We start from the raw sequence: 25,281 nt of genomic DNA, 5'->3' as shown, positions 1-25,281 counted from the left end.
CCAGGCCCCCCGCCTGCCTAGCCCCGGCCCATGACCACGATCGCAACGCTCACGATGAATCCTGCATTGGACGTGACGACCGGCACGCCCGAGGTGCGCCCGACGAACAAGCTCCGCTGCACGGCGGCGCGCCATGATCCCGGCGGCGGCGGCATCAACGTCGCGCGTGTTCTCCACGCGCTGGGCGGCGAGGCCATTGCCGTCTTCCCCGCCGGCGGGCCGGCCGGAGCACGGGTCGAGGCCCTGCTGCGCGATGCGGCGGTTCCCGTCCATGCAGTGCCGATTGCGGGCGACACGCGCGAGAGCATCACGATCGACGAAACCGGGAGCGGCCTTCAATACCGCTTCGTCCTCCCCGGCCCTGAACTCGCCGCTGCGGAGCAGGCACGGCTGCTCGATGCGCTCGCCGCACTGCCCGGCCCGCCACAGTGGATCGTCGCCAGCGGCAGCCTGCCTCCCGGCGTCGCGCCCGATTTCTATTGCGACGTCGCGGCGGCCGCGCGCCGACTAGGCGCGCGGCTGATCCTCGACACCTCGGGCGCCGCGCTGAAGGCATCGGAGGGCGCCGGCGCTTTCCTGATAAAGCCGAGCCGCAGCGAACTCGAAGCGGTGACCGGACGCCCGTTGATCGGGGCGGAGGATGAAGCGGCCGCCGCACGCGAGCTGCTTGCCCGCGGGTTCGCCCAATCGATCGTCGTTTCGCTGGCCGAACGGGGCGCGCTGCTGGTGACGAACGAAGGCGTCGAGCATTTTCCGGCGATCGAAGTGCCGATCGCGAGCGCCGTCGGGGCGGGTGATTCGATGGTCGGCGCAATCACTCTGGCGTTGTCGCAGGGGAAGTCGGTACGCGAGGCGGTCCGATACGGGATTGCCGCGGGCGCGGCCGCGCTGATGACGCCCGCGACCGAACTCGTCCGCCGCGCCGACGTCGAGCGGCTCGCCGCAGGCGCTAGCTGACCGCGTCGCGCAGCGCGGGCTGGCTCGTCACCACGACCGCATCGGCGCAGAACATGCCGTGCAGCATCTCCAGCATGCGTTCGGCGTCCTTGCTGGACAGCGAATAATACATCGTCTGGCCCGACCGGCGCGCGCGCACCATGCCCTCGCGCCGGAGCAGCGCGAGTTGCTGCGAGACGGCGGTATCGCGCGCCTCCGTCAGCCGGGCGAGCTCGCCGACCGACTTCTCGCCCTCCAGGAGATGGCAGAGCAGCAACAATCTGCTTCGGCCCGAGAGCGCCTTCAGGAAATCCGAGGCGCGGTCGACTGCGGCAATCAAATCATTCTTCACGGGAGCCACAGCTATTCCGCCGCCGCGGCGGTTGCAACCTGCTATCGTGCGGGAACAGCACGATTTTTCAGCGATCGAAGACATTCATCGCGCTGGAGCTAGCGCCGATGGCCAGCACCCGTCGCGAATGCGGCGTTCCATACGCGACAGGAACCGGGGAATCACGACGACTGGCTGGGGCGGCAGGATTCGAACCTGCGAATGGCGGCACCAAAAGCCGCTGCCTTACCACTTGGCGACGCCCCAGCATCGGCGTGGGCTTGCGCTTATAGAGCCGCACGCGGCGGATGGAAGGGGGTGCGCTTGCCCCTGCGGGCTAGAACAGCGTTTCGACCCAGCCGTGCGGATCGGCGACGGTACCACGCTGAATGCCGACGAGCCGCTCGCGCAGCTGCTCGGTCACCATGCCCGGCCCTTTGTTGCCGATGCTGAACTCGAAACCCTCGCCGCGCACCGTTCCCACCGCAGTGATCACCGCCGCCGTCCCGCAGGCAAAGGTCTCGCGCAGCCGTCCACTCTGCGCATCACTGCGCCATTGATCGAGCGAATAGGGTTCCTCGCGGACGGCGATCCCGGCGTCGCGCGCCAGCGCGATCACCGAATCGCGCGTGATGCCCGGCAGGATCGTTCCGCCCAGCGGCGGCGTGATCATCGTGCCGTCGTCAAAGACGAAGAACAGGTTCATGCCGCCCAGTTCCTCCACATAACGGCGCTCGGCCGCGTCGAGGAACACCACCTGGTCGCATCCTTCGCGAATCGCTTCGGCCTGGGCGATCAGGCTCGCGGCATAGTTGCCGCCGCATTTGGCCGCACCCGTGCCGCCAGGTGCCGCGCGCGTGTAATCCTGCGAAACCCAGAGCGTGACCGACGGCGCACCGCCCTTGAAATAGGCGCCGACCGGCGAGGCGATGACCAGATAGAGATATTCCGAGGCCGGCTTCACCCCAAGGAACACTTCGCTGGCGAACATGAACGGCCGCAGATAGAGCGCCCCGCCCTCGGCTTCGGGAATCCAGTCGCGATCGGCACGCACCAGTGCTCGGACCGATTCGAGGAACAGCGGCTCGGGCAGCGGCACCATCGCCATCCGCTCGGCCGATTCGCGGAAACGGGCGGCGTTGCGATCGGGGCGAAACAGCGCCGCGCCGCCATCGGGCAGGCGATAGGCCTTCATGCCCTCGAAAATCTCCTGCGCGTAATGGAGCACCGCGCATGCCGGATCGAGCTCGAGCGGCCGGCGGGCAGTGATCTGCGCATCGTGCCAGCCCTTGTCCGCCGAATAGCGGATCAGCGCCATATGATCGGTGAAGACCTTGCCGAAGCCTGGATCGGCGAGGATCGCGCTCCGCTCGCTTGCCGGGACCGGATTCGCATGCGGCTCGAAGGCGAAAGTTGGATTCGACGCTTCGGACATGCGACTAGGGCTCCGGATCATGCACGGCGCCTCTCTCGCGAACCGGGGCGCCTTCGGGTTGCGCGAACCTAGGCAGAGTGGCAACATCGGTCAACATGGCTGCCCCAATTCCCGCCTCGCCCCTTTTCCTGCGCGAGCCCGAGCTCCGCCGCGGGATCGAGCTGCTCTATTTCGGCTATAGCCATCTCACCCGATCGATCGACGAGCGGCTGGCGACCTCCGGGCTCGGCCGGGCGCATCATCGCGCGCTCTATTTCATCGCGCGCAAGCCGGACCTCACCGTCAGCGAGCTGCTGGCGCTGCTCGCCATCACCAAGCAGTCGCTCGGCCGGGTTCTCACGGATCTGTCGGAGCGCGGGCTGGTGGAGACGCGCACCGGCGTGCAGGATAGGCGGCAGCGGCTGCTGCGCCTCACCGAAACCGGAACGGCGCTGGAGGCCGAGCTGTTCGACGCGCTGCGCGAAAAGCTCTCGGCGGCCTATTCCAGCGCCGGCCAGGGTGCGGTAGGCGGTTTCTGGGCAGTATTGGAAGGCTTGATCCCCGAGGAAGAGCGCGGCCGCGTCGCCGGACTCGGCCGCTAATGGGCCGCGTCTTCCCGGTCGAAGAAGGCGCGGCGGTCAGGCGACCTTAAAGCCTTCCTTGTTCATCGTCGCGGTCAGCGCCTTGTTCTTTTCCTCGGAAAGCTGCGCGCGGAGTCGCGGAAAGAGATCGGTCTCTTCCTCCTGCATGTGCCGCTCGATGTCGCTGCGGAACTTGCGCAGCGTCACGATCCAGTCCGGCGAGCTGGTCGGCGTCATCTCCAGCTCGTAGAGATACTGCTTCACATAGCCGTGGTCCTTGGTCAGGTGATCGGCTTCGTCCGCATAGCCAGCCTCGCGCAGCGCGGGATAGATCACGTTGCCTTCCTGAACATCGTGCTTGACCAGGGCATGCTTGAGCTGCGCCAGCATCACGTTGCGCTTGGCGGTCGAGGTCTCGGTGGTCTTTTCGAGAGCGTCGAACAGCTTGAGCACTGCCTTGTGCTCGGTTGCCAGCGCTTCGGCCCAATTACCCGCGAGCGCGGTCGGCGCCTGGACCGCGGCCTTGCGGCCGAGCATCGCGAGCGCGCCGATCGCCGCGCCACCCGCCACTGCGGCTCCGATCACGCCGAGGCTGCGGCCGCGACCGTGCTCTTCCTGCGCTTCGTTGCTGGTGAACCGTCCGTTGCTGTCGCGTGTAGCCGTGGCCATGTTCGCCTCCTGTGCTGTACCGTCAAGCGGTTCAACACCTTGGCGGGACCGACGTTCCCGAGCTCTCGGCCCGGCGCTCTCAGCCGCGCGCGGCTCCGGCCAGATCCTCGCTGCGCGTCGCCGCGGCCTCCAGCGTCGCCCGCATCAGCCGCTTCAGCGCATCGCCGTCGTCGAGCACGTCCATGCCCGCGCGCGTCGTTCCGCCAGGGCTGGCGACACGATCGGCGAGTTCGCCCGGAGTCGCATCCGCATCGCCCGCCAGCGCTGCGGCGCCTTCCACCATCGCAGTCGCGAAGCGCAGCGCCTGATCGTGCGGCAGGCCGAGCTCGGCCGCGCCCGCCGCCAGTGCGTCGATGAACCGATAAACATAGCCGGGGCCGCTGCCCGCCAGCGCCGTCACCACATGGAACAGATCTTCGCTCTCGATCCATTCGACCTGGCCAAGCGGATCCATCAGCGCGCCGGTCGCGTCCCGGTCGGCCGCCTCGCCGCCGCTGGTGTAAAGCGCGACCACACCCTTCCCCAGCGCCACGGGCAGATTCGGCATCACGCGCACCACGGTTCGCGCGTCGAAGCGCTTCGCGAGCGCCGCCTCCTCCACGCCGGCGAGGATCGACAGCAGGATCGGCACCTGCCCCCGCCCGGCATAGAGCGGCGCGACCTTGTCGATCAGCTGCGGCTTGACGCCCAGCATCATCGCCTGAGGCAGCCCCTCGGGGGGCTCAGCCACGTGCCGCACGCCTTCGGGAAGCTGCGGCGTGCCGGGATCGATCACCGTGAATCGGGCCGCGTCGATACCACTCTCGACCCAGCGGCGGAGCATCGCCCCGCCCATGTTGCCGCAGCCGATGAGCCAGATGGAGTCGGGCCGGATGGATTCGGGCTGGTCTGTGATCAGGCTTCTCCCTGGGTTTCGATGAGTGCCGCGGCGAGTGCGTCCTGCGGCGTCTTTCCGCCCCACAGCACGAACTGGAACACGGGATAGAAGCGCTCGCACTCGTCGATCGCGCTTTCCACCAGCAGCTCGGCCTGGGCCAGCGTCAATGTGCCGTCGCCACCGTCGATCATCGCGGCGTGGCGAAACAGCAGAATGCCGCTTTGCGACCACAGCTCGAAATGACCGATCCAGAGCTGCTCGTTGACCAGCCCCACCGTCTCGTACAGCGCGACGCGCCGTTCGTCGGCGACCCGGATGTCGGGAAAGGCGAGGAACTGGAGAACGCCGTCCTCCTCGCGCCAGATCGCACGCAGCTCATATTCGGTCCAGCTGCCCTTTACCTTCGCGACGATCTCGTCGTCCTCGCGCTCATGGCTCCAGCCATGGGCGGCGAAATAGGTTTCGAGCATGTCGATCGGGGCCGCGTCGTCGCGGTCGAACTCGGCTTCGTCGAGCATCAGATCCTCCGGCCGGCCATCATCGGCCGAACCCTGCCAACCGCTCCGGCGCGGGACAAGCGCAGCGTGGGCAACCCTGTCGAAAAACTGTGGACAAGCTGGATCAGGCCTGCCCCGTCGACTTCTTGGCGCGTGCCGCCGCCGGCGTGGCGGCCAGCTTCGCCTCGAGCTCGCCGATGCGCGCCTTCATCGCATCGGCCTCGTCACGCGCCGCGGCGGCCATCTGCTTGACTGCTTCGAATTCGTCGCGGCTCACGAAATCGAGTCCGCCGATCCACTCGCGCGCGCGCTCGCGCGCAGTGGCTTCGCCTTCGCGCGCCATGCCCGCCATGGTGCCCGCGGCTCCATTCACGAACTTGACGAAATCGTCGAACAGGCGGTTCTCGGTTTGCATTGGTCGGTCCTTGCGATCGCTGATCTTCAGATCTGAATTTGGTCAGTCGAGGTCGATGGCACAAGGGTTGCCGCGTTCGGATTGAGCCCGTGGATCTGCCAGAGCAGGACGAAGGCGAAGCCGAGCCACGCGAGATAGGGCAACAGCAGCAACGCCGCGCCCGTCCGAATCCGGCCGAAAACCACGATCGTGGCAAGCACCAGCACGAACAGAACCCCGATCACCACCAGCGATGCCACCACCTGATGCATGCCGAAGAACAGCGGCGTCCACACCAGGTTCACTGCCATCTGGACCGCGAAAAGCACGAGCGCCGGGCCGCGCAGCCGCGATCCGCGCGCATTGATGATCATCGCCAGCGCCAGCCCCAGCAGGATGTAGATGATCGTCCAGGCAACCGGAAACGCCCACTCGGGGGGCATGATCTCCGGCTTCACCAGCCGCGCGAACCAAAGATTGTCCGAACCGCTCGGCACGAGCCGGGCCGACGTGAAGCCGAGCAGCAGAATGAACGGCACGGTTACGATCGCCCAACGCAGATAGGCGAGCCTGAGCTGACTTTTCGACGCGATTTCCCTCAACGACTGTCCCTCCCTACTCCGCCGGCTGCGCCCCCCCGAGCGCGGCATCGAGTTCCCGGCTCACCGCCTGCGGCGAGCGGGTGCGGCGTGCCAGCCTACTATACAGAATCGGGATTAGGAAAAGCGTGATCAACGTAGCGAGCGTCACGCCGGATATGATTACGACGCCGATCGCCGCCCGCGCCGCGCCGCCGGCGCCGCCGGAGGCGACCAGCGGCACCGCACCGGCCACGGTGGCGATCGAGGTCATCAGGATCGCGCGCAGGCGCCGACTGGAGGCCTGGCGGATCGCCTCGGCGATCTCCAGCCCCTCGTCGCGCAGCTGGTTGGCGAATTCGACGATCAGGATGCCGTTCTTGGCGGCCAGACCGACCAGCATGACGATCCCGATCTGGCTGTAGAGATTGAGCGACTGGCCGAACACCGCCAGCCCGATCAGCCCGCCCGCGACTGCCAGCGGCACGGTGGTGATGATGACGGCGGGATGCACGAAGCTTTCGAACTGCGCGGCGAGCACCAGATAGACGATCAGGATCGTGATGCCGAACACGAGCAGGATCGACCCGCCCGTCTCGATGAACGCCTGGCTTTCGCCGCGATAGCCCACCGCAGTCACTTCGGGCGCTGCTCGCGCCTGTTCCTCGAGGAAGGTCAGCGCCTCGCCCAGCGAATAGCCCGGCGCCAGCCCGCCCGACAGCGTGATCGCGCGCAGCTTGTTGTAGCGGCCGAGGTCACGCGGCCCGGCCACCTCGCGCGTAGTGACGAGGTTCGACAGCGGCACGAGACTGCCGTCGCGCGCGCGAACGTAGATCGAGGCGAGGTCGGAGAGCGCGGCGCGGCTCTGGTCCTCGGCCTGCACGATCACGCGATATTCCTCGCCGCGATCGACATAGGTGGAGACGCGGCGGCTGCCGAGCAGCGTCTGCAGCGCCTGGCTCACTGCCTCGACCGAAACGCCCAGATCGCCTGCCCGCGTGGTATTCACATCCACGCGCAGCTGCGGCTTGGTTTCCTTATAGTCGCTGTCGAGGTTGACGATGCCGGGGTTCTCCGCCGCGGCGGCCAGGATACGGTCGCGCGCGCGGGCGAGATCCTCATAGCTGTTGCCCGCGAGCACGAAGTTGATCGGCTGGCCGCGTCCGCGCCCGAGCGCCGAACGGACCTGGGCATTGCCCCGCACCGCCGGCAGCGTCTGGAGGATCGCGTTCACCTCCTCCGCCACTTCCTGCGTGGTCGCATCGCGATCCTCCCAGTTTTCCAGGAAGATGATGAACATGCCGCTGTTGAAATCGTCGCTGGCGCCGAAGCCTCCCGGAGTGCGCGCGATGATGCTGCGCACGGCGCCTTCCGCGAGCAGCGGCAGCAGCTTCTCCTGCGCGTCGAGGACATAGCGGTCCATCTGGTCGAAGCCGGTCCCCTCCGGCGCCGAAAGGCTGGCGAACATGCCGCCCTGATCCTCGGCGGGCACCAGCTCGGATTCCAATGTGGTGAAAGCGAGGCCCGCTGCGGTCAGGAACAATCCCACCAGCAGCAACGGCAGCAGCGGCTTGCGGAGCGTCCGGTCGAGCCGCCTTGCATAGAACCGCTCGAGCGCACGGAAACGATCGTCCACCCAGCCGGTGATCCGCCCCCGGCTCTCACGCCGCAGCAGCTTGGAACAGAGCATCGGCGTGAGGCTCAGCGCCAGGAACCCGGAAAAGGCGATCGCGGCGATCATCGCTACCGCCAGCTCCCGAAAAAGCAGCCCCGTCTGACCCGCCAGAAAGCACACCGGGACGAACACGGCGCAGACGACCAGCGTGGTCGAGATGATCGCGAAGCCCACCTGCCGCGTGCCCTTGAAGGCAGCGACGAGCGGCGGCTCGCCTTCTTCGATCCGATGATAGACGTTCTCGAGCACCACGATCGCATCGTCGACGACCAGGCCGATCGACAGCACGAGCGCGAGCAAGGTCAGCAGATTGATCGAGAAGCCGAAGAGCCACAGCACCGCAAAGCTGCCGAGCAGGCAGATCGGCACCGTCACCGCCGGGATCAGCGTGGCCCGCCACGACCCGAGGAACAGGAAGATGACCAGCACCACGAGCAGCGCCGCCTCGGCGAGCGTGTGCCACACCTTCTCGATCGCGCGGTCGATGAAGAGCGAATCGTCCGATCCGACCATCATCACCATGCCTTCGGGCAGCTCGGGGCGGATTTCCTCCATCCGCTCCTTCGCGGCCTGCGCGACCGCGAGCGTGTTCGCACCCGACTGTCGCACGATGCCGAGGCCGACGCCGGGATCGCCGTTCAGCCGGAACCTCGTGTAGGGATTCTCCGCGCCTTCCTCCACCCGGGCGATGTCGCCCAGCCGCACGAGATAGCCGTCGGGTCCGCGGCCGACGACGAGCTGCGCGAAGCTGTCCGCCGACTGGAACTGGCGGTCGACACGCAGAGTGACGTTCTGCTGCTGCGATTCGATTCGCCCGGCGGGCAGCTCGACGTTCTGGCTGCGAAGCGCGCTTTCGATATCGCCGGGCGTCAGTTGGAAAGCGGCAAGCCGCTCGGGCTGGAGCCAGACGCGCATCGACGGCCGCTGATCGCCGCCCACGAAAACGCGCGCCACGCCGTCGATCGTCGAAAAGCGGTCGACCAGATTGCGGTCCACCCAGTCGGAAAGCTGGAGCGGAGTCCAGCCCGGCCGGGCGATGGTGATGAACATGATCGGCGAGGCATCGGCGTCGACCTTGCGCACCTCGGGCGCGAGCGCTTCCTCGGGCAGGTTGTCGGCGACCCCGCCGATTCGGTCGCGCACGTCGTTTGCCGCGGCATCGACATCGCGGCCGGGGTTGAACTCGATCGAGATATCCGATTCGCCATCGGTCGAGCGCGAGGTGATCGTCTGGATGCCCTCGATGCCCGACAGCACTTCCTCGAGCGGCTGGGTGATGCGCGCTTCGATCACGCTCGCCGCGGCACCGGTATAGGCGGTCTCGACCGAGACGATCGGCGGATCGGTATCGGGATATTCACGAACCGAAAGGCTGGTGAAAGCGACGAAGCCGACAATCACGAGCAGAATCGCGAGCACCGCGGCGAAGACGGGGCGGCGGACGGACAGGTCCGACAGCTGCATCAGCCGGTGCTCTCGTTCCGAAGCGCGGCTTCGGGCCTCGGCGCGGTCACGGGCGCTTCGCGCGGCGCGCTGTTTTCAGGCCCGGCAAGCCGGACTTCGCGCCCGTCGGTCACCTTCACCACGCCTTCGGTCACTACGCGCTGGCCGCGCGCGAGACCTTCGCGAATCTCCACCATGCCGTTCTGGCGCAGCCCGGTGCGGACCTGCACCCGCCGCGCAGTGCCGTCTTCCACGACGAAGACGAAACTATCCTCGCCATCGCCGATCACGGCCAGTTCCGGCACGGCAAGCGCAGTGCGCGCGGCGGATTCGATGTCGACCGTCAGCAGCATGCCCGGCTTCAGCTTGCGATCGGGATTGGGCAGGATCGCCCGAACCGTTGCCGCGCGGGTCTGCGGATTGAGTACCGGATCGATACTGGCGATCGTGCCGCGGAACGGCTGGTCGGGAAAGGCCGCCGAGCGCGCCTCGATCGACTGCCCCTGCACGATCTGCGGCAACAGCGTCTCGGGGACTGCGAAGTCCAGCTTGATTCGCGAAAGATCGCTGATCTGCGCGATTTCGGTTCCCGCGCTCACCACTGCGCCCGCCGAGATGGTACGCAGCGACACCCATCCGGAGAAGGGCGCGGTGATGACGCGATCGCCGATCGAGGCACGCGCCTGCGACGCCTGCGCCGACGCCTGTGCGGCAAGCGCGGTCTGCGAATCGACCGAGCTGTTGGTCGCGAAGCCCCGCTCGCGCAGCGCGCTCAGCCGATCGAGCTGCTGCCGCGCCTCGCGCTCGCGCGCGGCAGCTTCGGCAAGCTCCGCGCTTTCCTGGCTGCTGGCGAGCACCGCCACCACCTGGCCCCGGCGGATATAGGCGCCGTCATCGAAATTGAGCCGGACGATCCGCTCGGTCACCGGCGCGGCGAGCGTCACCTGCTCGTTGGCGCGCGCGGTGCCCACGGCCTCTATGCGCTCGACGAAGCGCGCGGGCATCACCGCCGACGCGCGCACGAGCGGCGCGTCGCGACCCTTGGCTGCGCCGCCATTCGCCTGATCGCCGCACCCGGTGAGGAGCGCGCCGAGCGCGAGAAATGCCAATGCCCGTCTCATGAGAATGAATCGCAGCTATTCCGCAGATAGAACGAAGGCAACCCATCAGCGATGCGCGGCGACCAGAAACTCAATGTTTCCTTCCGGACCCTGGATCGGGCTCGGGACGATCCCGTCGACATTCCAGCCGATCCCGCCGAGCCACCGCGCGACGGCATCGCACACCCGCGCATGCACGGCGGGATCGCGGACCACCCCACCCTTTCCGACTTCGTCGCGCCCTGCCTCGAACTGCGGCTTGATGAGCGCGACCAGCCGCGCGCCGGGCCGGGCGAACCCCAGCGGCACCTCGAGCACCTTCGAAAGCGCGATGAAGCTCGCGTCGCAGACGATCCAGTCGACCGGCTCAGGCACGTGCGCATCGGTGAGAATCCGGGCGCTGGTCTGCTCATGGACAACCACTCTCGAATCCTGACGCAGCTTCCAGGCGAGCTGGTTGGTACCACTGTCCACTGCATAGACGCGCGCCGCGCCCCGGCTCAGCAGCACATCGGTGAACCCCCCGGTCGAGGAGCCGACGTCGATCGCCACGGCGCCGGCGGGGTCTAGGCCGAAATGGTCGATCGCGTGCGCCAGCTTGATCCCGCCACGCGACACCCAGGGATGGTCGCGCCCGCGCACGTCGAGCACGGTCTCTGGCGCAAGCGTCTGACCCGCCTTCTCCACCTTTCGGTCGCCGGAAAACACCAGCCCCGCCATGATCAACGCCTGCGCGCGGGTCCGGCTTTCGGCGAGCCCGCGGTCGACGAGCATCTGATCGGCACGTTGTTTGGCCATGTTTGCCTCCTGCACGCGCGCTCAGGTCGCCGCAAGGCAGGGCCGGCTCAGCGCAGCCGAAGTGGGCGAACCGGGCCATCGTTCCTATAGTGGAACTGCGGGTGCGGTCGAGCGGCGTCCCCCCTAGAGCGTCGCGCGGCCCTCCCGCATCTCCCGCGCCTTGCCGTCCCCGCATTGCAGCTCCCCTGCCTTGCAATGCCTCGCCCTCCGTCGCAGTCTCGGCGGATGACACCGCTTACCAGACGAACGCTGCTGGCCGCTTCCGGCGCGGCGGCATTCGCGCCGAGGGTTGCCCGCGCGGCCGCCCTCCCGGCCATGCGAATCGCGCTCTGGCCGGGCGCCGCGCCCGGCATGGGCGCTGCCGCCCTCCTCTCCGAGCGAATCACGGAACGGAGCACCGATCCGGCGCTTCGCGACCGGGCGCTCGATCGGATCCGCACACCCTGTCTGGATGTCTTCCCCGCCGTTCGACCGAACGGCGCCGCCGTGCTCATCATGCCGGGCGGCGGCTATCAGCGCGTGGTGATCGACCGTGAGGGGCATGAACTCGCCGCTTGGCTGGCCGAGCGCGGTGTGACTGCTTTCGTTCTCTTTTACCGCCTTCCCGCCGAAGGCTGGGACCAGGGACGCAACGTGCCGCTCGCCGACGCGCAGCGCGCGATGCGGCTGATCCGCGGCCGCGCGGCGGACTATGCGTTCGATCCCGCGCGAGTGGCCGCCTTGGGCTTTTCCGCCGGCGGCCATCTTTGCGCGGACCTGGCGACCCGCTTCGGCCGGAGCGTCTATTCGGCCGTCGATACCCACGACGCGCTGAGCGCCCGTCCGACACTCGCTGCCCCGATCTATCCGGTGATCTCCATGGACCCGGCGATCGCCCATCCCGGCTCGCGCGAGCGCCTGATCGGAGCGACCGCCGGCGCGATACTGGAGGAAGAGCATTCGCCCGACCGACAAGTCACCGCCGCCACGCCGCCGCTGTTCCTCGTCCATGCCGAAGACGACGCGGTCGTGCCGGTCGACAACAGCCTCCGCCTGCGCTCTGCCGCCAGGGCAGCCGGCGTCTCGGTCGACACCCACCTCTTTTCGGAAGGCGGCCACGGCTTCGGCCTGCGGCTGGCCCGCGGCAAGCCGGTCGAGAACTGGCCCGAACTATTCCTGCGATGGGCGGGCCATCACGGGCTTCTGGGCTGAGCCGCTCACTTGTGCGGCGCCGCGCGCTGGCGAGAACGGTACGCCGCCGCGCTCGCCCAGCAGATCAGGCCCGCGCGCCTTCGATCACTTCGGCGCTGCCCGTGTTGTGCCGCAGCGCGGTCAGCACCGTCTCGACGATGTGCTCGGCGTTCAGCCGCGCCTCGTCATATTGTCTTTCAGGCTTGTCCTGATCCTGGAAGATGTCGGGCAGTCGCATCGTCCGCAGCTTCAGCCCGGCGTCGATCAGCCCCTGGTCGCTGGCCATCGTGAGCACATGCGCACCCAACCCGCCGACCGCGCCCTCCTCGACCGTCACTGCCACTTCGTGCGTGGTCAGCAGCCGGCGGATCAGCTCCTCGTCGAGCGGTTTGGCGAAGCGCAGGTCGGCAACCGTCGCCGACAGCCCCTTCGCCTCGAGCGCGTCGGCCGCCTTGAGCGCCTCGGCGAGCCGCGTGCCGAGCGAGAGGATCGCTACTTTCTTGCCCTCGCGCACGATCCGCCCCTTGCCGATCGGCAGCTTCTCGGGAGTTTCGGGGAGCGCCACGCCAACGCCGCTGCCGCGCGGATAGCGGACGGCGATCGGCCCGCTGTCATGCTCGGCGGCGGTATAGGTCATGTGCGCCAGCTCGGCCTCGTCGGCCGGCGCCATCACCACGAAATTGGGCAAGGTGGCCAGATAGGTCACGTCGAAGCTGCCCGCGTGGGTCGCGCCGTCCGCACCGACCAGCCCGGCGCGATCGATCGCGAACCGCACCGGCAGGTTCTGGATCGCCACGTCATGGACCACCTGATCGTAGGCACGCTGCAGGAAGGTCGAGTAGATCGCGCAGAACGGCCGCATCCCTTGCGCGGCGAGCCCGGCGGCGAAGGTCACCGCATGCTGCTCGGCGATGCCGACGTCGAACGCGCGGGTCGGATGCGTCTTGGCGAATTTGTCGACGCCGGTGCCCGACGGCATCGCCGCGGTGATCGCGCAGATGCGCTCGTCCTTCTCCGCCAGCTTCGCCAGCGTCTCGCCGAAGACATTCTGATAGCTCGGCGGTCCCGGCGGCGCCTTGGCCTGGGCGCCGGTGATCACGTCGAACTTCTGCACGCCATGATATTTGTCGGCGGCGTTTTCGGCCGGGGCATAGCCCTTGCCCTTCTTGGTCACGACATGGACTAGGATCGGGCCTTCCTCGGCGTCGCGGACATTCTCGAGCACCGGGATCAGATGGTCGAGATTGTGGCCGTCGATCGGCCCGACATAATAGAAGCCCAGCTCCTCGAACAGCGTTCCGCCGGTCACCATGCCGCGCGTATATTCCTCCGCCTTGCCGAGCGACTTGTGCACGCGGCGCGAGAATTTGCGCGTGATCCGGCTCGCCAGGCTCCGCAGCCCGATATATTCGGACGACGAGATCAGCCGCGCCAGATAGGCGGAAAGCCCGCCCACGGGCGGCGCGATCGACATGTCGTTGTCGTTCAGGATCACGACCAGCCGGTTGCCCGCCTGCTCGGCGTTGTTCATCGCCTCATAGGCCATGCCGGCGCTCATCGCGCCGTCGCCGATCACCGCGATCGCCTTGCCGGGCTTGTCGTTCAGCTTGTTGGCGACGGCAAAGCCCAGCGCCGCCGAAATCGAAGTCGAGCTGTGCGCGGCGCCGAACGGGTCATATTCGCTCTCGCTGCGCTTGGTGAAGCCGGAGAGCCCCCCGCCCTGGCGCAGCGTGCGGATGCGATCGCGCCGGCCGGTAAGAATCTTGTGCGGATAGCATTGATGCCCGACGTCCCAGATCAGCCGGTCGTCGGGGGTGTTGAAGATATAGTGGATCGCCACCGTCAGCTCGACGACGCCGAGCCCCGATCCCAGATGCCCGCCGGTGACACCGACCGCGGAGATCATCTCCTGGCGAAGCTCGTCGGCGAGCTGGCGGAGCTGGTTGGGTTCGAGCTTGCGAAGGTCGTCCGGCGTGCTGACCGTGTCGAGCAGCGGAGTCTTGGGATGATCGGCCATTGCGGCTGTCTACTCGCAGTCGCTGTGCAAGTCGAACCCCGAAGCGCGCTGCGGCGTTCCCGCGCGCTTCATACTAGTCGCAGGCGCCGCATTTTCCGCGCACTTCGATCACAGGGCGAATCGGTGAAAAGCCGGCGTCCTTCGCCGCCGCGCGCACGTTTCGCGTGATCCTGTCGTCGTCGAGGTGCGTGGTCTGGCCGCACGAATCGCACACCAGAAAGATGCAATCGTGCAGGCAATCGGGATGCGCGTTCGCGACATAGGCGTTGGCGCTTTCTACTCGCCGCGCGAGATTCGCAGTCACGAACAGATCAAGGATACGATAGACGCTGTTCGCCGCGACCCGGCGCCCTTCCGACTTGGAAACCGCCTCCGCGATATCATAGGCCGAAGCCGGCTTGTCGAAGCCTGCCAGCGCCTCGAACACGCGCTCGCGCATCGCCGTCCATTGCTCGCCGGCCTTCTCGAGCGTGGTCCGGGCGGCGCGCGTCAGCTCGGCGCCCTGAGGTTCATGATGATCGTGCGCGTGCATGGGCCAAACTTAGGTACGCAGCGGACTTCCGGCAAGCGCGGCGCTCAACGAGCGGCGCGGCGATTGAGGTCGTGCCCAAGCGCCACCAGCGCAACGCCGGCGATCGTCCAGAAAGTCTCGTGGCCGCCGTGCGGCAGCGAAAGCGCACCCGCCATCATGCCCAGGCCAAAGGCGCCCACAACCGCGGGCGTGAAATAGCCGTGAGTCACGATCCCGCGGCCGAGCGCCAGCACGCCGAACGCGATTGCCAGCACCAGCCCGACTTCGTGGATCAGGGGGTTGAAGAGCGCGCCCGCCGAAGAGAGCAGCGCCAGAAAGACAGTGGTCGCCAGGCAATGCGCAAGGCAGAGGCCGCTGATCCCGATCGCCCAGCGATCGAGACGCGAATCGACGCCGCCCCACATGCGGGAAAGGGAGAGCACGGCTGGCATGCGACTCCCTATAGGCGCCCGCGGTGTAAGTTACAACATATCATTGGTCGCAAATAGGGCATCATCCTGCCGCTGGAATTTGCCTCGGACGCGGCCTAGGACGACAGCCGTGCTCCAGCCGACTCGCCCCTCCGCCACTGCCCGCCCCCGCGCGATCGCGCACTGGCTGTTCGCCGTTGCCGCGCTGATCGTCCTGATGGTGCTGGTCGGTGGCATCACGCGCCTCACCGAATCGGGCCTGTCGATCACGGAATGGAAGCCGGTGACCGGTGCGGTGCCGCCGCTCAGCGAAGCCCAGTGGCAGGCCGAATTCGCCAAATACCAGCGCATTCCCGAATATCAGCTCGTCAATCAGGGCATGACGCTCGCCGAGTTCAAGACGATCTTCTTCTGGGAATATGTCCATCGGCTGCTCGGCCGGCTGATCGGCCTCGCCTTTTTCGTCCCGCTCGTCTGGTTCGCGGTGCGCAAGGCTATTCCACAAGGCTTTGGCTGGCGGCTGGGCGCGCTCTTCGCGCTCGGGGCGCTGCAGGGCGCTATCGGCTGGTGGATGGTGACTTCGGGCCTCAGCGAGCGCACCGACGTCAGCCATTTCCGGCTGGCGGTCCATCTGCTCACCGCGTTGTTCATCCTCGCGGGCACGATCTGGACCGCGCTCGACCTGCTGGCGTTGCACCGCGACCCGGCGGCGCGGCCGGCGCGCTTCACGCGCACCGCGGCGATCGTTTCCGGGCTGCTGTTCGTCCAATTGCTCTTCGGCGCCTTCGTGGCGGGGCTGAACGCCGGCCTCGTCGCAAACGACTGGCCGTTGATGAACGGCCGCTTCTTCCCCTCCGAGGTTCTGGAAGTGCGCGGCTTTTTCGACGCGCTCGTCAATGATCCGGCGATGGTTCACTGGATCCACCGCTGGTGGGCCTGGCTCGCAGTCGCCGGACTCGTCGTGCTCGCGCGGCATGCTCGGCGCGCGGGGTGCCGCCCGGCGTCGATCGCGCTGCACAGCGCGTTCGGCATCCAGATCCTGCTCGGCATCGCCACCGTATGGTCGAGCGTCGCGCTCGTACTGGCGGCGGCGCATCAGCTTACCGGCGCGCTGGTCGTCGCGGCCACTGCATGGGCGGCGCATGCGGCTGGCCGGCGATGAGCGATATCGCGCTCGTCTATACGACTTTCGAGAGCCATGCCGATGCGGCTGCTGCCGCCGAGGCCGTCGTCGCCGAGCGGCTTGCGGCCTGCGTTCATCTGCTCGCGTCCTGCACCTCGGTCTATCGCTGGGAAGGCGCCGTGGTTCAGGGCAGCGAAGTGCCTGCGCTGTTCAAGACGACCCCCGCGCTGGTCGAACGCCTGCGAAGCCGCATCGCCGAACTCCATTCCTATGACCTGCCGGTGATCGAAGCCTGGCCCGCGGCCGCCGCCGCGGCGGTTTCGGATTGGGTCGAGGCGGAAACCGAAGGGTGAACGCACTGCTGGCGCCGCTGCTGATCGCTCAGGCAGCCGTGCCCGCCCCTGCCTTCGCGCCGCCGCTCGCCACGCCGTTCCGCATCGTCACCGAGCGCATCCAGATCGGAGGCGACCGGCAACAGCACCATCGCACCGAACGCATGCTGCGCTTCGGGCGCAACGCTCTCGGCCTCTATGCCGAAGTGACGCTGATCGCGGCGACCGCCCCTACGCCGGGCGACGCGGCCGATATGTTCGAAGCAGGCTATCGCGGACTTCTCAGCCGGACGATCGTGCTGCGGCTCGACGAGTCAGGCAACGTCAGCGAAATCGAGGATCTCGACTCGCTTTGGGAGGCCTTCTGCCGCGGCGTCGCGGCGATGGCCGCCTCGCGCCGTACCGACGCGGGTGCCGAGGAGCGCGAGGCCTTTGCGGAGCGGATCGCGGCCACGCTGCGCGTCTCGCCGATCGCCCGCCGCCGCGCCGCCTTCGCGACGCTCGTGAGCGAGGCCATTGCCGACGATGACTTCGCCCAGCCGCATGGCATACCGCTGTCGGTCGAAGTACCCGGCCGGACGCCGTTCGGCGGTGCCGTGACGCTGCAGGGCATGCGCCGCGTCGATCGTGCCGAGGGCCTGCTCCGCAGTACGACCGAGGCCAGCGGCACGGTGCCGCTTCCGCCCGCCGCGGGCACAGCGGAAAGCGCAGTGATGACGATCGCGATCGAGCGGACCGCCGATCCCGCCACCGGGCTCCTCCGCACCGCGCGGGAGACGGTGCGCACCTCGATCGGAGAGGATGACGCACGACGCGAGCTTTCAGTCGTCAGCACCGTCCACATCGAACGGGTACGATGATACCCGTCGCGCAACCCGCACGAACGCTTGACTAATTCGCTCGCTTTCGCCAAAGCGCCTCTGATCGCGCCGCTCCTCATCGGGCGGCGCGCTGCATTTCAATCCGAGAGGTCCACGCCCATGAAGGCGCTCATGAAGACCACCAAGGCGGTCAAGCCGCACGAGGTGGAAAAGAAGTGGCACATCGTCGATGCCGACGGCCTGGTGGTCGGTCGCGCGGCGGCGATCATCGCCAATGTCCTGCGCGGCAAGCACAAGCCGAGCTTCACTCCGCACGTCGATTGCGGTGACAATGTCATCGTCATCAATGCGGACAAGGTGCGCTTCACCGGCAAGAAGCTGACGCAGAAGATGTATTACAAGCACACCGGCTACATCGGCGGCATCAAGGAAGTCCGCGCCGACAAGGTGCTGGACGGCCGCTTCCCCGAGCGCGTGCTGGAGAAGGCCATCGAGCGCATGATCCCGCGCGGCCCGCTTGGCCGTCAGCAGATGCGCAACCTGCGCATCTATGCCGGTTCGGAGCATCCGCACGAAGCGCAGAACCCCGAAGTCCTCGATATCGCGGCGATGAACCGCAAGAACAAGGTGGGCGCGTAATGACCGACAATCGCCAGTCCCTTTCCGACCTGGGCAACGTCGTCCAGGGTCAGCCGCTCGCCGCCGAAGGCGAGCAGGGCACCGAGACCACGCTGCCGGCGCCGGCTCAGTCGACCGCGCCCCTGCGCGAGCAGGAGCTCGATCAATATGGCCGCGCCTATGCCACCGGCCGCCGCAAGGATGCGGTCGCACGCGTGTGGCTGAAGCCTGGTTCGGGCAAGATCACGATCAACGGCCGCGATCAGGCGACGTATTTCGCGCGCCCCACGCTGCGCCTCGTCATCAACCAGCCGTTCGATGTCGCTGACCGCCGCGGCCAGTATGACGTCGTCTGCACCGTCAAGGGCGGCGGCCTCTCCGGTCAGGCCGGCGCAGTGAAGCACGGCATCGCCCAGGCGCTCACCCGCTACGAGCCGGCGCTGCGCAGCCCGGTCAAGGCCGCAGGCTTCCTGACGCGCGACCCGCGCGCCGTCGAGCGCAAGAAGTACGGCCGCGCCAAGGCACGCCGCAGCTTCCAGTTCTCGAAGCGCTAAGCGCTTCCCGAACGCCGAAATCCAAGGGGCGGCTCGGAAACGGGCCGCCCTTTTTCGTGCGCGCCGGATTGCGTGGCCGGAAATCCGCACCGGAACCGCGCTTTCCGATCGAAGTGTTGCAACCGGGTGACAGGGCATCCGCTTCGTTGCGCATCTTCATCGATCGCGGAAATCCGGGAGAAATCGCCTCATCCCACATGCCTGGCCGCCGGTATTCGTTCGATCTCGCGCGCCTCGCCACCCCGGCTATTCAGGCTTGTCTCTGAAGTACGTGAGCCATAGCCTTGGTCCACGTCGGGCCTCATCGCCCGGAACGAGCAACAGGGGACAAGATGATGATGTTGCACATGAAATCTACGGCTTCGACGCGCGCAGTGAAGACGGCTCTTCTCACTTCGGCGGCGGGGCTCTGCCTGCTTGGTAGCGCCGCCCATGCGCAGTCGGGACCGGAAATGGCACAGGACGTCGCCCATGCGGGCGGCGCGAACCTGGGCGTCGAGTTCATCCACAACACGCCGCAGGCCGCCAGCATCGAAGGCGTGCAGGATCAGCCGCAGATCGTGATCACCGGCCCCGGCCAGGGCGAGACCCCCACCACGATCCGCGACACCGCGGTCGACGTCACGGGCGTCGGCATGTTCTATCGCGCCGACGGCTTCGTCTGCACCGGTACGCTGATCAATCCGCGGACAGTGCTTTTCGCCGCCCATTGCGTGAACGACGTGGAGCCCGCGGGCTATGGCTCGGCGACCGGCGGCATCCCGGCGGCGTTCAGCTTCCGCTCGAACGCGCTTCCCGGCTTCCAGAACTGGTTCGCGAACAACTTCGAGACCAATACCGACATCGACGTCTACAACGTCAACCAGATCGTCTATCACCCCGACTCGCTCGAAAACGGCTTCCTCGAGGCCGATGTCGCGATCGCCTCGCTGGATACGCCCGCGGCAAACATCCCCACCTGGGCGCTGCTCTTCTCCGCCCTGCCCGCTCCCGAATCGATCTCACTGACGAGCGGCACCGGCTATCACGTCAAGCTGAACGGCTATGGCGGGACCGGCTATGGCGAGAATGGCGACACGCTGGGTGTCGACTTCCGCCGCCGCGCTGCCGAGAACTTCATCGGCATCCTGGGATCGCTCGACGATCGCAACGAGTTCCTGTTCGGCTCGGGCGACGGGCTCGAGCAGAACCTCTATCAGCTCGATTTCGACTCGCCCGATCATTCGGACGTGCACGACTTCAACCTGTTCCGCGACGACGCCCTGCCGCGTGAGGCGACGACCGCAGGCGGCGATTCGGGCGGTCCGCTGATCCTCGACCAGACGTTCGACGAGGAACTGGTGATCGGCGTGCTCTCGGGCGGCAGCCGCTTCTTCGGGGCACAGCCGTTCAGCTCCTACGGCACCAGCTCCTTCTATCAGCCGCTGTATCTGTTCTGGGACTGGATCGTCGAGAACAACCCCTATCGCTATGCCACCAACGTGGCCGGCGACGGCAACTGGAGCGATCCGGATCACTGGGTCCTCGCGCTCGATCCGAACTATCGCGTCCTGACGCCGGAAGGCGCGCTCGCCAACGGCGTGCCGACCAATCCGGGCGCCGGCGCCAGCGGCGACGACGACACGACCGACTTCGGCCAGATCTGCTACCAGTCGGGCTCCGTCAACGAATGCTACGATCTCGCGACCCGCACCTATTACGTGAACGACACGCCGGTTCCGGGTTCCGAGCCCGAGCCCCAAGGCGAAGGCACGGTGCGGACGCAAGTCGTCTCGCGCTTCGCGGACACGCTTGCGGCCGAGAACGAGGGCCATGGCACGCGCACGTCGATCACCGGCGTCGAGGACATCGCCTACGCTGCGGGTGACGTCACCAACATGGCGCTCCCTCCTGCAACCTTCGCCAACGGGCTTCCCGGCGGCAGCGGCTTCGTGCCGGACAATCGGGGCTATGATCCCGAGGAGGGAATCAACGCGCGCTACTTCGACGTCACGCTCGCCGCGGCGGGCACGACCACGCTGGACACCGACGTCGAGATCGACCAGCTGACGATCGCGGGCGCCGAGACCACGCTCGACATCACGGCCGGCGGCGAGCTGGTGAGCCTGATGGGCATCAGCCACGCGACCGGCATCGTGAACGTCGACGGCACGATCGGCACCTATGGCGATTACACGCTGTTCAACGGGCTGCTCACCGGCTCGGGCAATATCGTCGCGCCCTATTTCACCAGCATCATGGGCGGCATCGCACCGGGCACCATGGGCACCACGGGCACGCTCAATCTCTACGGCAATGCGATTCTGGCCTCGGCCAGCACGCTGCTGATCGACATTGGCGCGAACGGCGTCTCGGACCTCTTCGCCGTCCATGCAGTCGATGAGGAAGAGGATTACGGCACGATCGAAGCAGAGGGCATGGCCTCGATCGGCGGCACGCTCGCGATCGCGCCGGTGTCGGGCTATCTCGTCCGTGACGGCGACACCTATACGGTGCTGACCGCCGAGGGCGGAATTTCGGGCACGTTCGACGAAGCGCTTTCGATCAGCGCGATCCTGACGCCGCAGGTCAGCTACACCGCCAACTCGGTGCTGGTGGAGATCGAAGCGGGCAGCTACGCCGACGTCATCGACAGCTCGTCGCCGGTCCAGAGCGCCTATGCGCAGCTGCTCAATCAGAATCGCACGCAGTACGGCGAATACTCCGAGCTGTATGGCACGCTCGACGTGCAGAACGCCGAGACGATCCGCACCACGCTCCAGGGCTTCGCCCCCCAGGCGCAGACGCTCACCGGTTTCGCCGGCGTGGCTGCCGTCAACGTGCTGACGCAGTTCAACAGCGAACGGATCGCCGGGCTCGATCCGAGCAGCTCGGGCGGTTCGCTGACGATGATCGGCCGACCGATCGAAATGGCGTCGCTCAGCGCACGCGGTTTCGGCGCCACCGACATCCGCAGCGACGCGAACCAGGACATCGTGCAGGAGAATGTCCTGCCCGACAACGTCAGCGTCTTCGTCGCCGGCGGTTATATCGACGGTGACAGCGCCGGAATGGCCGGCGTGTCGGCCGAGCGGAACCAGTTCGATGGCTGGTTCGCCGCGGCCGGCGTCGAGGCACGGCTCGACGACACCAGCATGATCGGTTTCTCGGTCTCCTATGCCGATATCGACGGATCGGTGGGCGGCGCGCCGCAAACCTCCGAAGGGCAGCTCTATCAGGGCAGCCTCTACGGCAAGGTCATGATGGAAAGCGGCCTCACCTTCGATGCGCAGATCAGCGCCGGCGCCTTCGACACGCGCAGCATCCGCAACGTCGCGGTGCCGGGCGGCGGCTACACGCTGCGCGCCGAGGACACTGCCTTCGTCTTCACCAGCGAAGTGGGTATCGGCAAGAGCTTCGATCTCGGCGCGCTCTCGGTCGGGCCGCGCGCCTCGATCCGGGCCAGCGAGATCCAGTTCACGCCGACCGCGGAAACCGGCGGCGGTCCGGCGCTACAGTATGATCTGGGCACCTTCGAGAGCCTTCAGGCGCGTGCCGGTGCGGTGCTGCAGGGCAAGACCGGCATGATCCGGCCGTACCTGAGCGCAAACTATGTCCACGATTTCGAAGAGCGCCCGGCGGCGTTCGGTGCGAATTTCGTGGGCGGCGTCGGCCCGAACGCGATCTTCGCGCTTGCGGGCACCGATCAGGATTGGGCGGAAATCGCCGGCGGCGTGACGGTTTCGACCGGCAACATCGACCTGTCGGTCTCCGCGCAGACCACGATCGAGCGCGAGGACGTCGAGGCACAGAACTATCGCGGATCGGTCACCTTCCGCTTCTGATCCATTCTGCGAAAACGGGAACGGGGTCGTCCTTCGGGGCGGCCCCTTTTTCGTGCCTGCGGGGCGCACCGTCGAATTTCGGTTGACGCGGCGGGACGCGAGTGGTCTCGCACCCCGCTTCGGGAATTGCTCGGGCGCTCGGTTTGCAGCACCGTCACGAGCACCGGATTGCGAGGGAGAGCGACTGCATGACGTCCCGCGAGGCGACTTCCTATCTGCCACTGTCCGACGATGCCTTGTGGCCGGCAGACGTCGAGCGCACCGCGTCGGATTGGGCGCACGTCCTGGCGTTCGGCGCGATCGGCTGGCCGTGGCTCGCGCGCAGTCTTTCGGGCGGATCGAAGCGCGCCAAGCGCGAGTTGCTCGAGCGGCTCGATCTCGCGCCCGATGCGCTGCCGAACCTTGGAAGCTGGAAAGCCGATACCGGCTTCCTCACGCTGATCGTCGATCACATTCTCGAGCGGAAGCCCGAAACCGTCGTCGAGCTGGGCGCCGGCGCCTCCAGCCTGGTGATCGGCAAGGCGCTTCAGAAGAGCAGCGGCAGCGGTCAGCTCATCAGCTGCGATCAGCACGCCGATTTCGTCGCCGCGACGCACGAATGGCTGCGCGAGAACGGTGTCGAGGCCGATCTGCGCGCCACGCCGTTGCGCCGTCCGCCCGGCGACTGGCCAGGCGTCTGGTACGACCATGGCCCGTTGCCGCCGCAGATCGACCTGCTGATCGTCGATGGCCCGCCCTGGACGATCCATCCCTATGTGCGCGGTGCCGCCGAAAGCCTGTTCGATCGGATGCCGGTGGGCGGCACGGTGATGCTGGACGATGCGGCACGCCCGGGCGAGCGCGTCGTCGCGCGCCGCTGGCGGCGGCGCTGGCCGAACTTCGAGTTCGAGCTGGTCAACAAGGGCACCAAGGGCACGCTGATCGGCACCCGGCTGCGCTGAGCGCTCAGGCGTTGGCCGCGCGGCGCTCGTCGCCGGTCACCGGCACTTCCGCGCCTTCGCGCTCGGGATGGGCCTCGTTCATGAAGCGGGCGACCGTTTCGAAGCTGCGCCCCTCGATCCGGATCTCGTTGAACGAGGGCGGGTGCTCGCGCACCCGCTCGGAAAGCGTGCCCGCTCCCACCAGGCGGATCGGCTTGCCCTCCACATGCCGCTCGATGTCGAACGGATCATGGACGTGGCCGGTCAGCACCGCATCGGCGCCGGCGGTGGCGAGCGCCTCCAGCGCCTGCCGCCCCCGGCGCGTGCGCGACGTCGCCTGGGTATCCGCCTCGACCAGCGGATGGTGGCAGGCGACGAAGACGAGCTCGTCCTTCGGCAGCGACTCGATGATCGAAAGCGACTGCTGAAGCGCACGCGTACCCACGCGGCCCTTCGACCAGTTGAGCCGGAACTGGAAGCGCGCGGTCGTCTTCAGCGGAACGATCGCCACCCCCTTCAAGTCGAGCGGCTTCTCGATCATGTCCTCGACCGCGCGATACCGGCGATAGGGCCTGAAGAAGCGGGCGAAGAGATCGAAATAGGGAAGATCGTGATTGCCCACTTCCACCGTCGTCGGCCGGTCGAGGCTCCGCAGCCATTCCGCCGCGGCGGCGAACTCGTGAGAACGCGCGCGCATCGTCAGGTCGCCGGTCACGATCACGGCATCGGGCTGCTCCTCGCGCGTCCTGGCCGCGAACCAGTCGAGCGCTTCGCGATCCTCGGCCCCGAAATGGATGTCGCTGACGTGGAACAGGCGGATCATTCGGCGCTCTCCTGACGCGTGGCGATAAAGCCGGGGAGGCTCTTGCCGCTCGTGATGGCGACACGCGGCTCCAGCGTCTCCGGTTCTCCATCGAACAAGGCAAGTACCGGCCGTGTTCCCCGAACGCGCAAGTGATCTGTGCGCGTGTGGGTCACCGCACGGGCCGCCACCCAGTCGCCGGTCAGCCAGTCCCAGCCGAGTTCGACGATCGAGCTCCAGTCGTGCGCGTCGATCCCATCGACTTCGAGACCGCCAAGATCGGGCTTCACGAACACCGCCTGATAGCCGGCGCGCAGATCGGGCGCGCCATAGACCCGCACTCCGTTCCCCCCAAAGGTCTTGCGCCAGGCGAATCGGACCGCACGCCAGAGCCGCGCCAGGCGATGCGCGCGCATCTCCTCGCGCGCGCGAAACCAGTGCGCCGCCGGCCCCAGGATCAGGCCGACGAAGGCGCGGTGCGGGCCCGCCTCGACGAACGGCAGCGCAACGCGCCGGTCGCAGACATGGGCGGCATGGACGATCCTGTGCGGATCGGTCTCGTTACCGTGCAGTTCCTTCGCCAGCAGGTTCATCGTGCCGCCCGGCAGGATCAGAAAGGCGCCTTCCCAGGGCCCGAGCTTGCACAGCGCGGCGTTGATCGTCCCGTCTCCGGCGAACAGCACCACCGTGTCGACGCCCGCGGCGTCGAGCTGCGCCCCGTCGGGCAGATCGTCGTCGGGAAACTGGGTGCGACCGGCGAGCACCAGGCCGCGCTCCTCGAACACGGCCTCGAGCGCCTCGCATTTTTCGCGAGTCGCCGTGCCGGAAAGGTGATTTGTGACGAACCAGAGCTTCTGCATCGTCC

Annotated in this window: 25 protein-coding genes and 1 tRNA gene; 10 read left to right on the top strand and 16 right to left on the bottom strand. The window is 67.3% G+C overall.

Features of this window, described 5'->3' with window-relative positions:
- Positions 1-30 precede the first annotated feature (30 nt).
- A complete protein-coding gene (locus tag ACQ450_RS14910; protein WP_431469867.1) occupies positions 31-957 on the top strand; it encodes a 1-phosphofructokinase family hexose kinase in 927 nt (308 codons plus the stop codon).
- Here the strand turns inward: ACQ450_RS14910 and ACQ450_RS14905 are convergent.
- The 3 genes from ACQ450_RS14905 to ACQ450_RS14895 all read right to left on the bottom strand — a co-directional run bounded on the left by ACQ450_RS14905 (position 950) and on the right by ACQ450_RS14895 (position 2,702).
- Positions 950-1,288, bottom strand: a complete 339-nt coding sequence (locus tag ACQ450_RS14905; RefSeq protein ID WP_223177036.1) for a helix-turn-helix domain-containing protein — start codon at positions 1,286-1,288, stop codon at positions 950-952. The two genes, ACQ450_RS14910 and ACQ450_RS14905, sit on opposite strands and share 8 nt — an antisense overlap.
- A 171-nt stretch (positions 1,289-1,459) precedes the next feature.
- Positions 1,460-1,534 (bottom strand) — tRNA-Gln (locus tag ACQ450_RS14900).
- A 70-nt stretch (positions 1,535-1,604) separates the two neighbouring features.
- Complete coding sequence (locus ACQ450_RS14895; protein WP_188054482.1) at positions 1,605-2,702, bottom strand: branched-chain amino acid aminotransferase; 1,098 nt, start codon at positions 2,700-2,702, stop codon at positions 1,605-1,607.
- Positions 2,703-2,797: 95 nt separating this feature from the next.
- Here ACQ450_RS14895 and ACQ450_RS14890 point away from each other — a divergent pair, with 95 nt between their 5' ends.
- The gene (locus ACQ450_RS14890; RefSeq protein WP_431469866.1) at positions 2,798-3,283 is read left to right on the top strand and encodes a MarR family winged helix-turn-helix transcriptional regulator; all 486 of its coding nucleotides are present in this window, start codon (positions 2,798-2,800) and stop codon (positions 3,281-3,283) included.
- 36 nt (positions 3,284-3,319) lie between these two features.
- Here the strand turns inward: ACQ450_RS14890 and ACQ450_RS14885 are convergent, their stop codons facing one another.
- From ACQ450_RS14885 to ACQ450_RS14850, 8 genes are all read right to left on the bottom strand, one after another.
- Positions 3,320-3,931, bottom strand: a complete 612-nt coding sequence (locus ACQ450_RS14885) for a hemerythrin domain-containing protein (RefSeq protein WP_431469865.1) — start codon at positions 3,929-3,931, stop codon at positions 3,320-3,322.
- 79 nt (positions 3,932-4,010) lie between these two features.
- Positions 4,011-4,754 (bottom strand): pyrroline-5-carboxylate reductase family protein, encoded by a 744-nt coding sequence (locus ACQ450_RS14880; protein WP_431469864.1) that lies wholly within the window; start codon positions 4,752-4,754, stop codon positions 4,011-4,013.
- A gap of 71 nt (positions 4,755-4,825) precedes the next feature.
- Positions 4,826-5,326 carry a YbjN domain-containing protein gene (locus ACQ450_RS14875; protein ID WP_188054478.1) on the bottom strand — a complete coding sequence of 167 codons (501 nt, stop codon included), beginning with the start codon at positions 5,324-5,326 and terminating at the stop codon, positions 4,826-4,828.
- Positions 5,327-5,429: 103 nt separating this feature from the next.
- Positions 5,430-5,720, bottom strand: coding sequence for an accessory factor UbiK family protein (locus ACQ450_RS14870; protein ID WP_431469863.1), 291 nt, complete (start codon positions 5,718-5,720; stop codon positions 5,430-5,432).
- Positions 5,721-5,746: 26 nt separating this feature from the next.
- Complete coding sequence (locus ACQ450_RS14865) at positions 5,747-6,301, bottom strand: TspO/MBR family protein (protein WP_188054476.1); 555 nt, start codon at positions 6,299-6,301, stop codon at positions 5,747-5,749.
- Between the two features lie 13 nt (positions 6,302-6,314).
- A complete protein-coding gene (locus ACQ450_RS14860; RefSeq protein WP_431469862.1) occupies positions 6,315-9,416 on the bottom strand; it encodes an efflux RND transporter permease subunit in 3,102 nt (1,033 codons plus the stop codon).
- On the bottom strand, positions 9,416-10,516 hold the full coding sequence (locus ACQ450_RS14855; protein WP_431469861.1) for an efflux RND transporter periplasmic adaptor subunit: 1,101 nt from the start codon (positions 10,514-10,516) through the stop codon (positions 9,416-9,418). The genes ACQ450_RS14860 and ACQ450_RS14855 overlap by 1 nt, the downstream gene beginning before the upstream one ends.
- A gap of 45 nt (positions 10,517-10,561) precedes the next feature.
- On the bottom strand, positions 10,562-11,293 hold the full coding sequence (locus ACQ450_RS14850; RefSeq protein WP_431469860.1) for a TlyA family RNA methyltransferase: 732 nt from the start codon (positions 11,291-11,293) through the stop codon (positions 10,562-10,564).
- A 315-nt stretch (positions 11,294-11,608) separates the two neighbouring features.
- Here ACQ450_RS14850 and ACQ450_RS14845 point away from each other — a divergent pair, with 315 nt between their 5' ends.
- The gene (locus ACQ450_RS14845) at positions 11,609-12,484 is read left to right on the top strand and encodes an alpha/beta hydrolase (RefSeq protein ID WP_431469859.1); all 876 of its coding nucleotides are present in this window, start codon (positions 11,609-11,611) and stop codon (positions 12,482-12,484) included.
- A gap of 64 nt (positions 12,485-12,548) precedes the next feature.
- On the opposite strand, the gene dxs is transcribed toward ACQ450_RS14845, so the two are convergent.
- The 3 genes from dxs to ACQ450_RS14830 all read right to left on the bottom strand — a co-directional run bounded on the left by dxs (position 12,549) and on the right by ACQ450_RS14830 (position 15,443).
- On the bottom strand, positions 12,549-14,480 hold the full coding sequence (gene dxs / locus ACQ450_RS14840) for a 1-deoxy-D-xylulose-5-phosphate synthase (RefSeq protein ID WP_431469858.1): 1,932 nt from the start codon (positions 14,478-14,480) through the stop codon (positions 12,549-12,551).
- Between the two features lie 73 nt (positions 14,481-14,553).
- On the bottom strand, positions 14,554-15,012 hold the full coding sequence (locus ACQ450_RS14835) for a Fur family transcriptional regulator (RefSeq protein WP_188054470.1): 459 nt from the start codon (positions 15,010-15,012) through the stop codon (positions 14,554-14,556).
- A gap of 44 nt (positions 15,013-15,056) precedes the next feature.
- Positions 15,057-15,443, bottom strand: coding sequence for a MerC domain-containing protein (locus ACQ450_RS14830; protein WP_188054469.1), 387 nt, complete (start codon positions 15,441-15,443; stop codon positions 15,057-15,059).
- 109 nt (positions 15,444-15,552) lie between these two features.
- On the opposite strand from ACQ450_RS14830, the gene ACQ450_RS14825 reads away from it, so the two are divergent.
- From ACQ450_RS14825 to ACQ450_RS14795, 7 genes are all read left to right on the top strand, one after another.
- Positions 15,553-16,584, top strand: a complete 1,032-nt coding sequence (locus ACQ450_RS14825; protein ID WP_431469857.1) for a COX15/CtaA family protein — start codon at positions 15,553-15,555, stop codon at positions 16,582-16,584.
- On the top strand, positions 16,581-16,898 hold the full coding sequence (gene cutA, locus ACQ450_RS14820) for a divalent-cation tolerance protein CutA (protein WP_188054467.1): 318 nt from the start codon (positions 16,581-16,583) through the stop codon (positions 16,896-16,898). Before ACQ450_RS14825 ends, cutA begins: the two co-directional genes overlap by 4 nt.
- Positions 16,895-17,737 carry a hypothetical protein gene (locus tag ACQ450_RS14815; RefSeq protein WP_431469856.1) on the top strand — a complete coding sequence of 281 codons (843 nt, stop codon included), beginning with the start codon at positions 16,895-16,897 and terminating at the stop codon, positions 17,735-17,737. The genes cutA and ACQ450_RS14815 overlap by 4 nt, the downstream gene beginning before the upstream one ends.
- 120 nt (positions 17,738-17,857) lie before the next feature.
- On the top strand, positions 17,858-18,337 hold the full coding sequence (rplM, locus tag ACQ450_RS14810; RefSeq protein WP_188054465.1) for a 50S ribosomal protein L13: 480 nt from the start codon (positions 17,858-17,860) through the stop codon (positions 18,335-18,337).
- Complete coding sequence (gene rpsI / locus ACQ450_RS14805; protein ID WP_431469855.1) at positions 18,337-18,870, top strand: 30S ribosomal protein S9; 534 nt, start codon at positions 18,337-18,339, stop codon at positions 18,868-18,870. Before rplM ends, rpsI begins: the two co-directional genes overlap by 1 nt.
- A gap of 374 nt (positions 18,871-19,244) precedes the next feature.
- Positions 19,245-22,694 carry an autotransporter domain-containing protein gene (locus tag ACQ450_RS14800; RefSeq protein ID WP_431469854.1) on the top strand — a complete coding sequence of 1,150 codons (3,450 nt, stop codon included), beginning with the start codon at positions 19,245-19,247 and terminating at the stop codon, positions 22,692-22,694.
- Between the two features lie 188 nt (positions 22,695-22,882).
- Complete coding sequence (locus tag ACQ450_RS14795) at positions 22,883-23,635, top strand: class I SAM-dependent methyltransferase (RefSeq protein ID WP_431469853.1); 753 nt, start codon at positions 22,883-22,885, stop codon at positions 23,633-23,635.
- A 4-nt stretch (positions 23,636-23,639) separates the two neighbouring features.
- On the opposite strand, the gene ACQ450_RS14790 is transcribed toward ACQ450_RS14795, so the two are convergent.
- Both ACQ450_RS14790 and ACQ450_RS14785 read right to left on the bottom strand, forming a co-directional pair.
- Positions 23,640-24,437, bottom strand: a complete 798-nt coding sequence (locus ACQ450_RS14790; RefSeq protein ID WP_431469852.1) for a metallophosphoesterase family protein — start codon at positions 24,435-24,437, stop codon at positions 23,640-23,642.
- Positions 24,434-25,276 carry a diacylglycerol/lipid kinase family protein gene (locus ACQ450_RS14785; protein ID WP_431469851.1) on the bottom strand — a complete coding sequence of 281 codons (843 nt, stop codon included), beginning with the start codon at positions 25,274-25,276 and terminating at the stop codon, positions 24,434-24,436. Before ACQ450_RS14785 ends, ACQ450_RS14790 begins: the two co-directional genes overlap by 4 nt.
- Positions 25,277-25,281: the final 5 nt, after the last annotated feature.

The organism is Sphingosinithalassobacter sp. LHW66-3 (assembly GCF_050703275.1).
Taxonomy (GTDB): Bacteria; Pseudomonadota; Alphaproteobacteria; order Sphingomonadales; family Sphingomonadaceae; genus Sphingomonas.
The sequence above is the reverse complement of the archived record's forward strand: the minus strand, read 5'-3'. Positions and strand labels throughout refer to the sequence as shown.

Coding starts and splice junctions, on each gene's coding strand:
- ACQ450_RS14870 (WP_431469863.1), bottom strand. CDS start 5,720: ATGCAAACCGAGAACCGCCTGTTCGACGATTTCGTCAAGTTCGTGAAT.
- ACQ450_RS14845 (WP_431469859.1), top strand. CDS start 11,609: ATGCGAATCGCGCTCTGGCCGGGCGCCGCGCCCGGCATGGGCGCTGCC.
- ACQ450_RS14875 (WP_188054478.1), bottom strand. CDS start 5,326: ATGCTCGACGAAGCCGAGTTCGACCGCGACGACGCGGCCCCGATCGAC.
- ACQ450_RS14835 (WP_188054470.1), bottom strand. CDS start 15,012: ATGCACGCGCACGATCATCATGAACCTCAGGGCGCCGAGCTGACGCGC.
- ACQ450_RS14855 (WP_431469861.1), bottom strand. CDS start 10,516: ATGAGACGGGCATTGGCATTTCTCGCGCTCGGCGCGCTCCTCACCGGG.
- ACQ450_RS14795 (WP_431469853.1), top strand. CDS start 22,883: ATGACGTCCCGCGAGGCGACTTCCTATCTGCCACTGTCCGACGATGCC.
- ACQ450_RS14895 (WP_188054482.1), bottom strand. CDS start 2,702: ATGTCCGAAGCGTCGAATCCAACTTTCGCCTTCGAGCCGCATGCGAAT.
- ACQ450_RS14790 (WP_431469852.1), bottom strand. CDS start 24,437: ATGATCCGCCTGTTCCACGTCAGCGACATCCATTTCGGGGCCGAGGAT.
- ACQ450_RS14785 (WP_431469851.1), bottom strand. CDS start 25,276: ATGCAGAAGCTCTGGTTCGTCACAAATCACCTTTCCGGCACGGCGACT.
- ACQ450_RS14885 (WP_431469865.1), bottom strand. CDS start 3,931: ATGGCCACGGCTACACGCGACAGCAACGGACGGTTCACCAGCAACGAA.
- ACQ450_RS14860 (WP_431469862.1), bottom strand. CDS start 9,416: ATGCAGCTGTCGGACCTGTCCGTCCGCCGCCCCGTCTTCGCCGCGGTG.
- cutA (WP_188054467.1), top strand. CDS start 16,581: ATGAGCGATATCGCGCTCGTCTATACGACTTTCGAGAGCCATGCCGAT.
- ACQ450_RS14880 (WP_431469864.1), bottom strand. CDS start 4,754: ATGCTCCGCCGCTGGGTCGAGAGTGGTATCGACGCGGCCCGATTCACG.
- ACQ450_RS14850 (WP_431469860.1), bottom strand. CDS start 11,293: ATGGCCAAACAACGTGCCGATCAGATGCTCGTCGACCGCGGGCTCGCC.
- rpsI (WP_431469855.1), top strand. CDS start 18,337: ATGACCGACAATCGCCAGTCCCTTTCCGACCTGGGCAACGTCGTCCAG.
- dxs (WP_431469858.1), bottom strand. CDS start 14,480: ATGGCCGATCATCCCAAGACTCCGCTGCTCGACACGGTCAGCACGCCG.
- ACQ450_RS14830 (WP_188054469.1), bottom strand. CDS start 15,443: ATGCCAGCCGTGCTCTCCCTTTCCCGCATGTGGGGCGGCGTCGATTCG.
- rplM (WP_188054465.1), top strand. CDS start 17,858: ATGAAGGCGCTCATGAAGACCACCAAGGCGGTCAAGCCGCACGAGGTG.
- ACQ450_RS14910 (WP_431469867.1), top strand. CDS start 31: ATGACCACGATCGCAACGCTCACGATGAATCCTGCATTGGACGTGACG.
- ACQ450_RS14890 (WP_431469866.1), top strand. CDS start 2,798: ATGGCTGCCCCAATTCCCGCCTCGCCCCTTTTCCTGCGCGAGCCCGAG.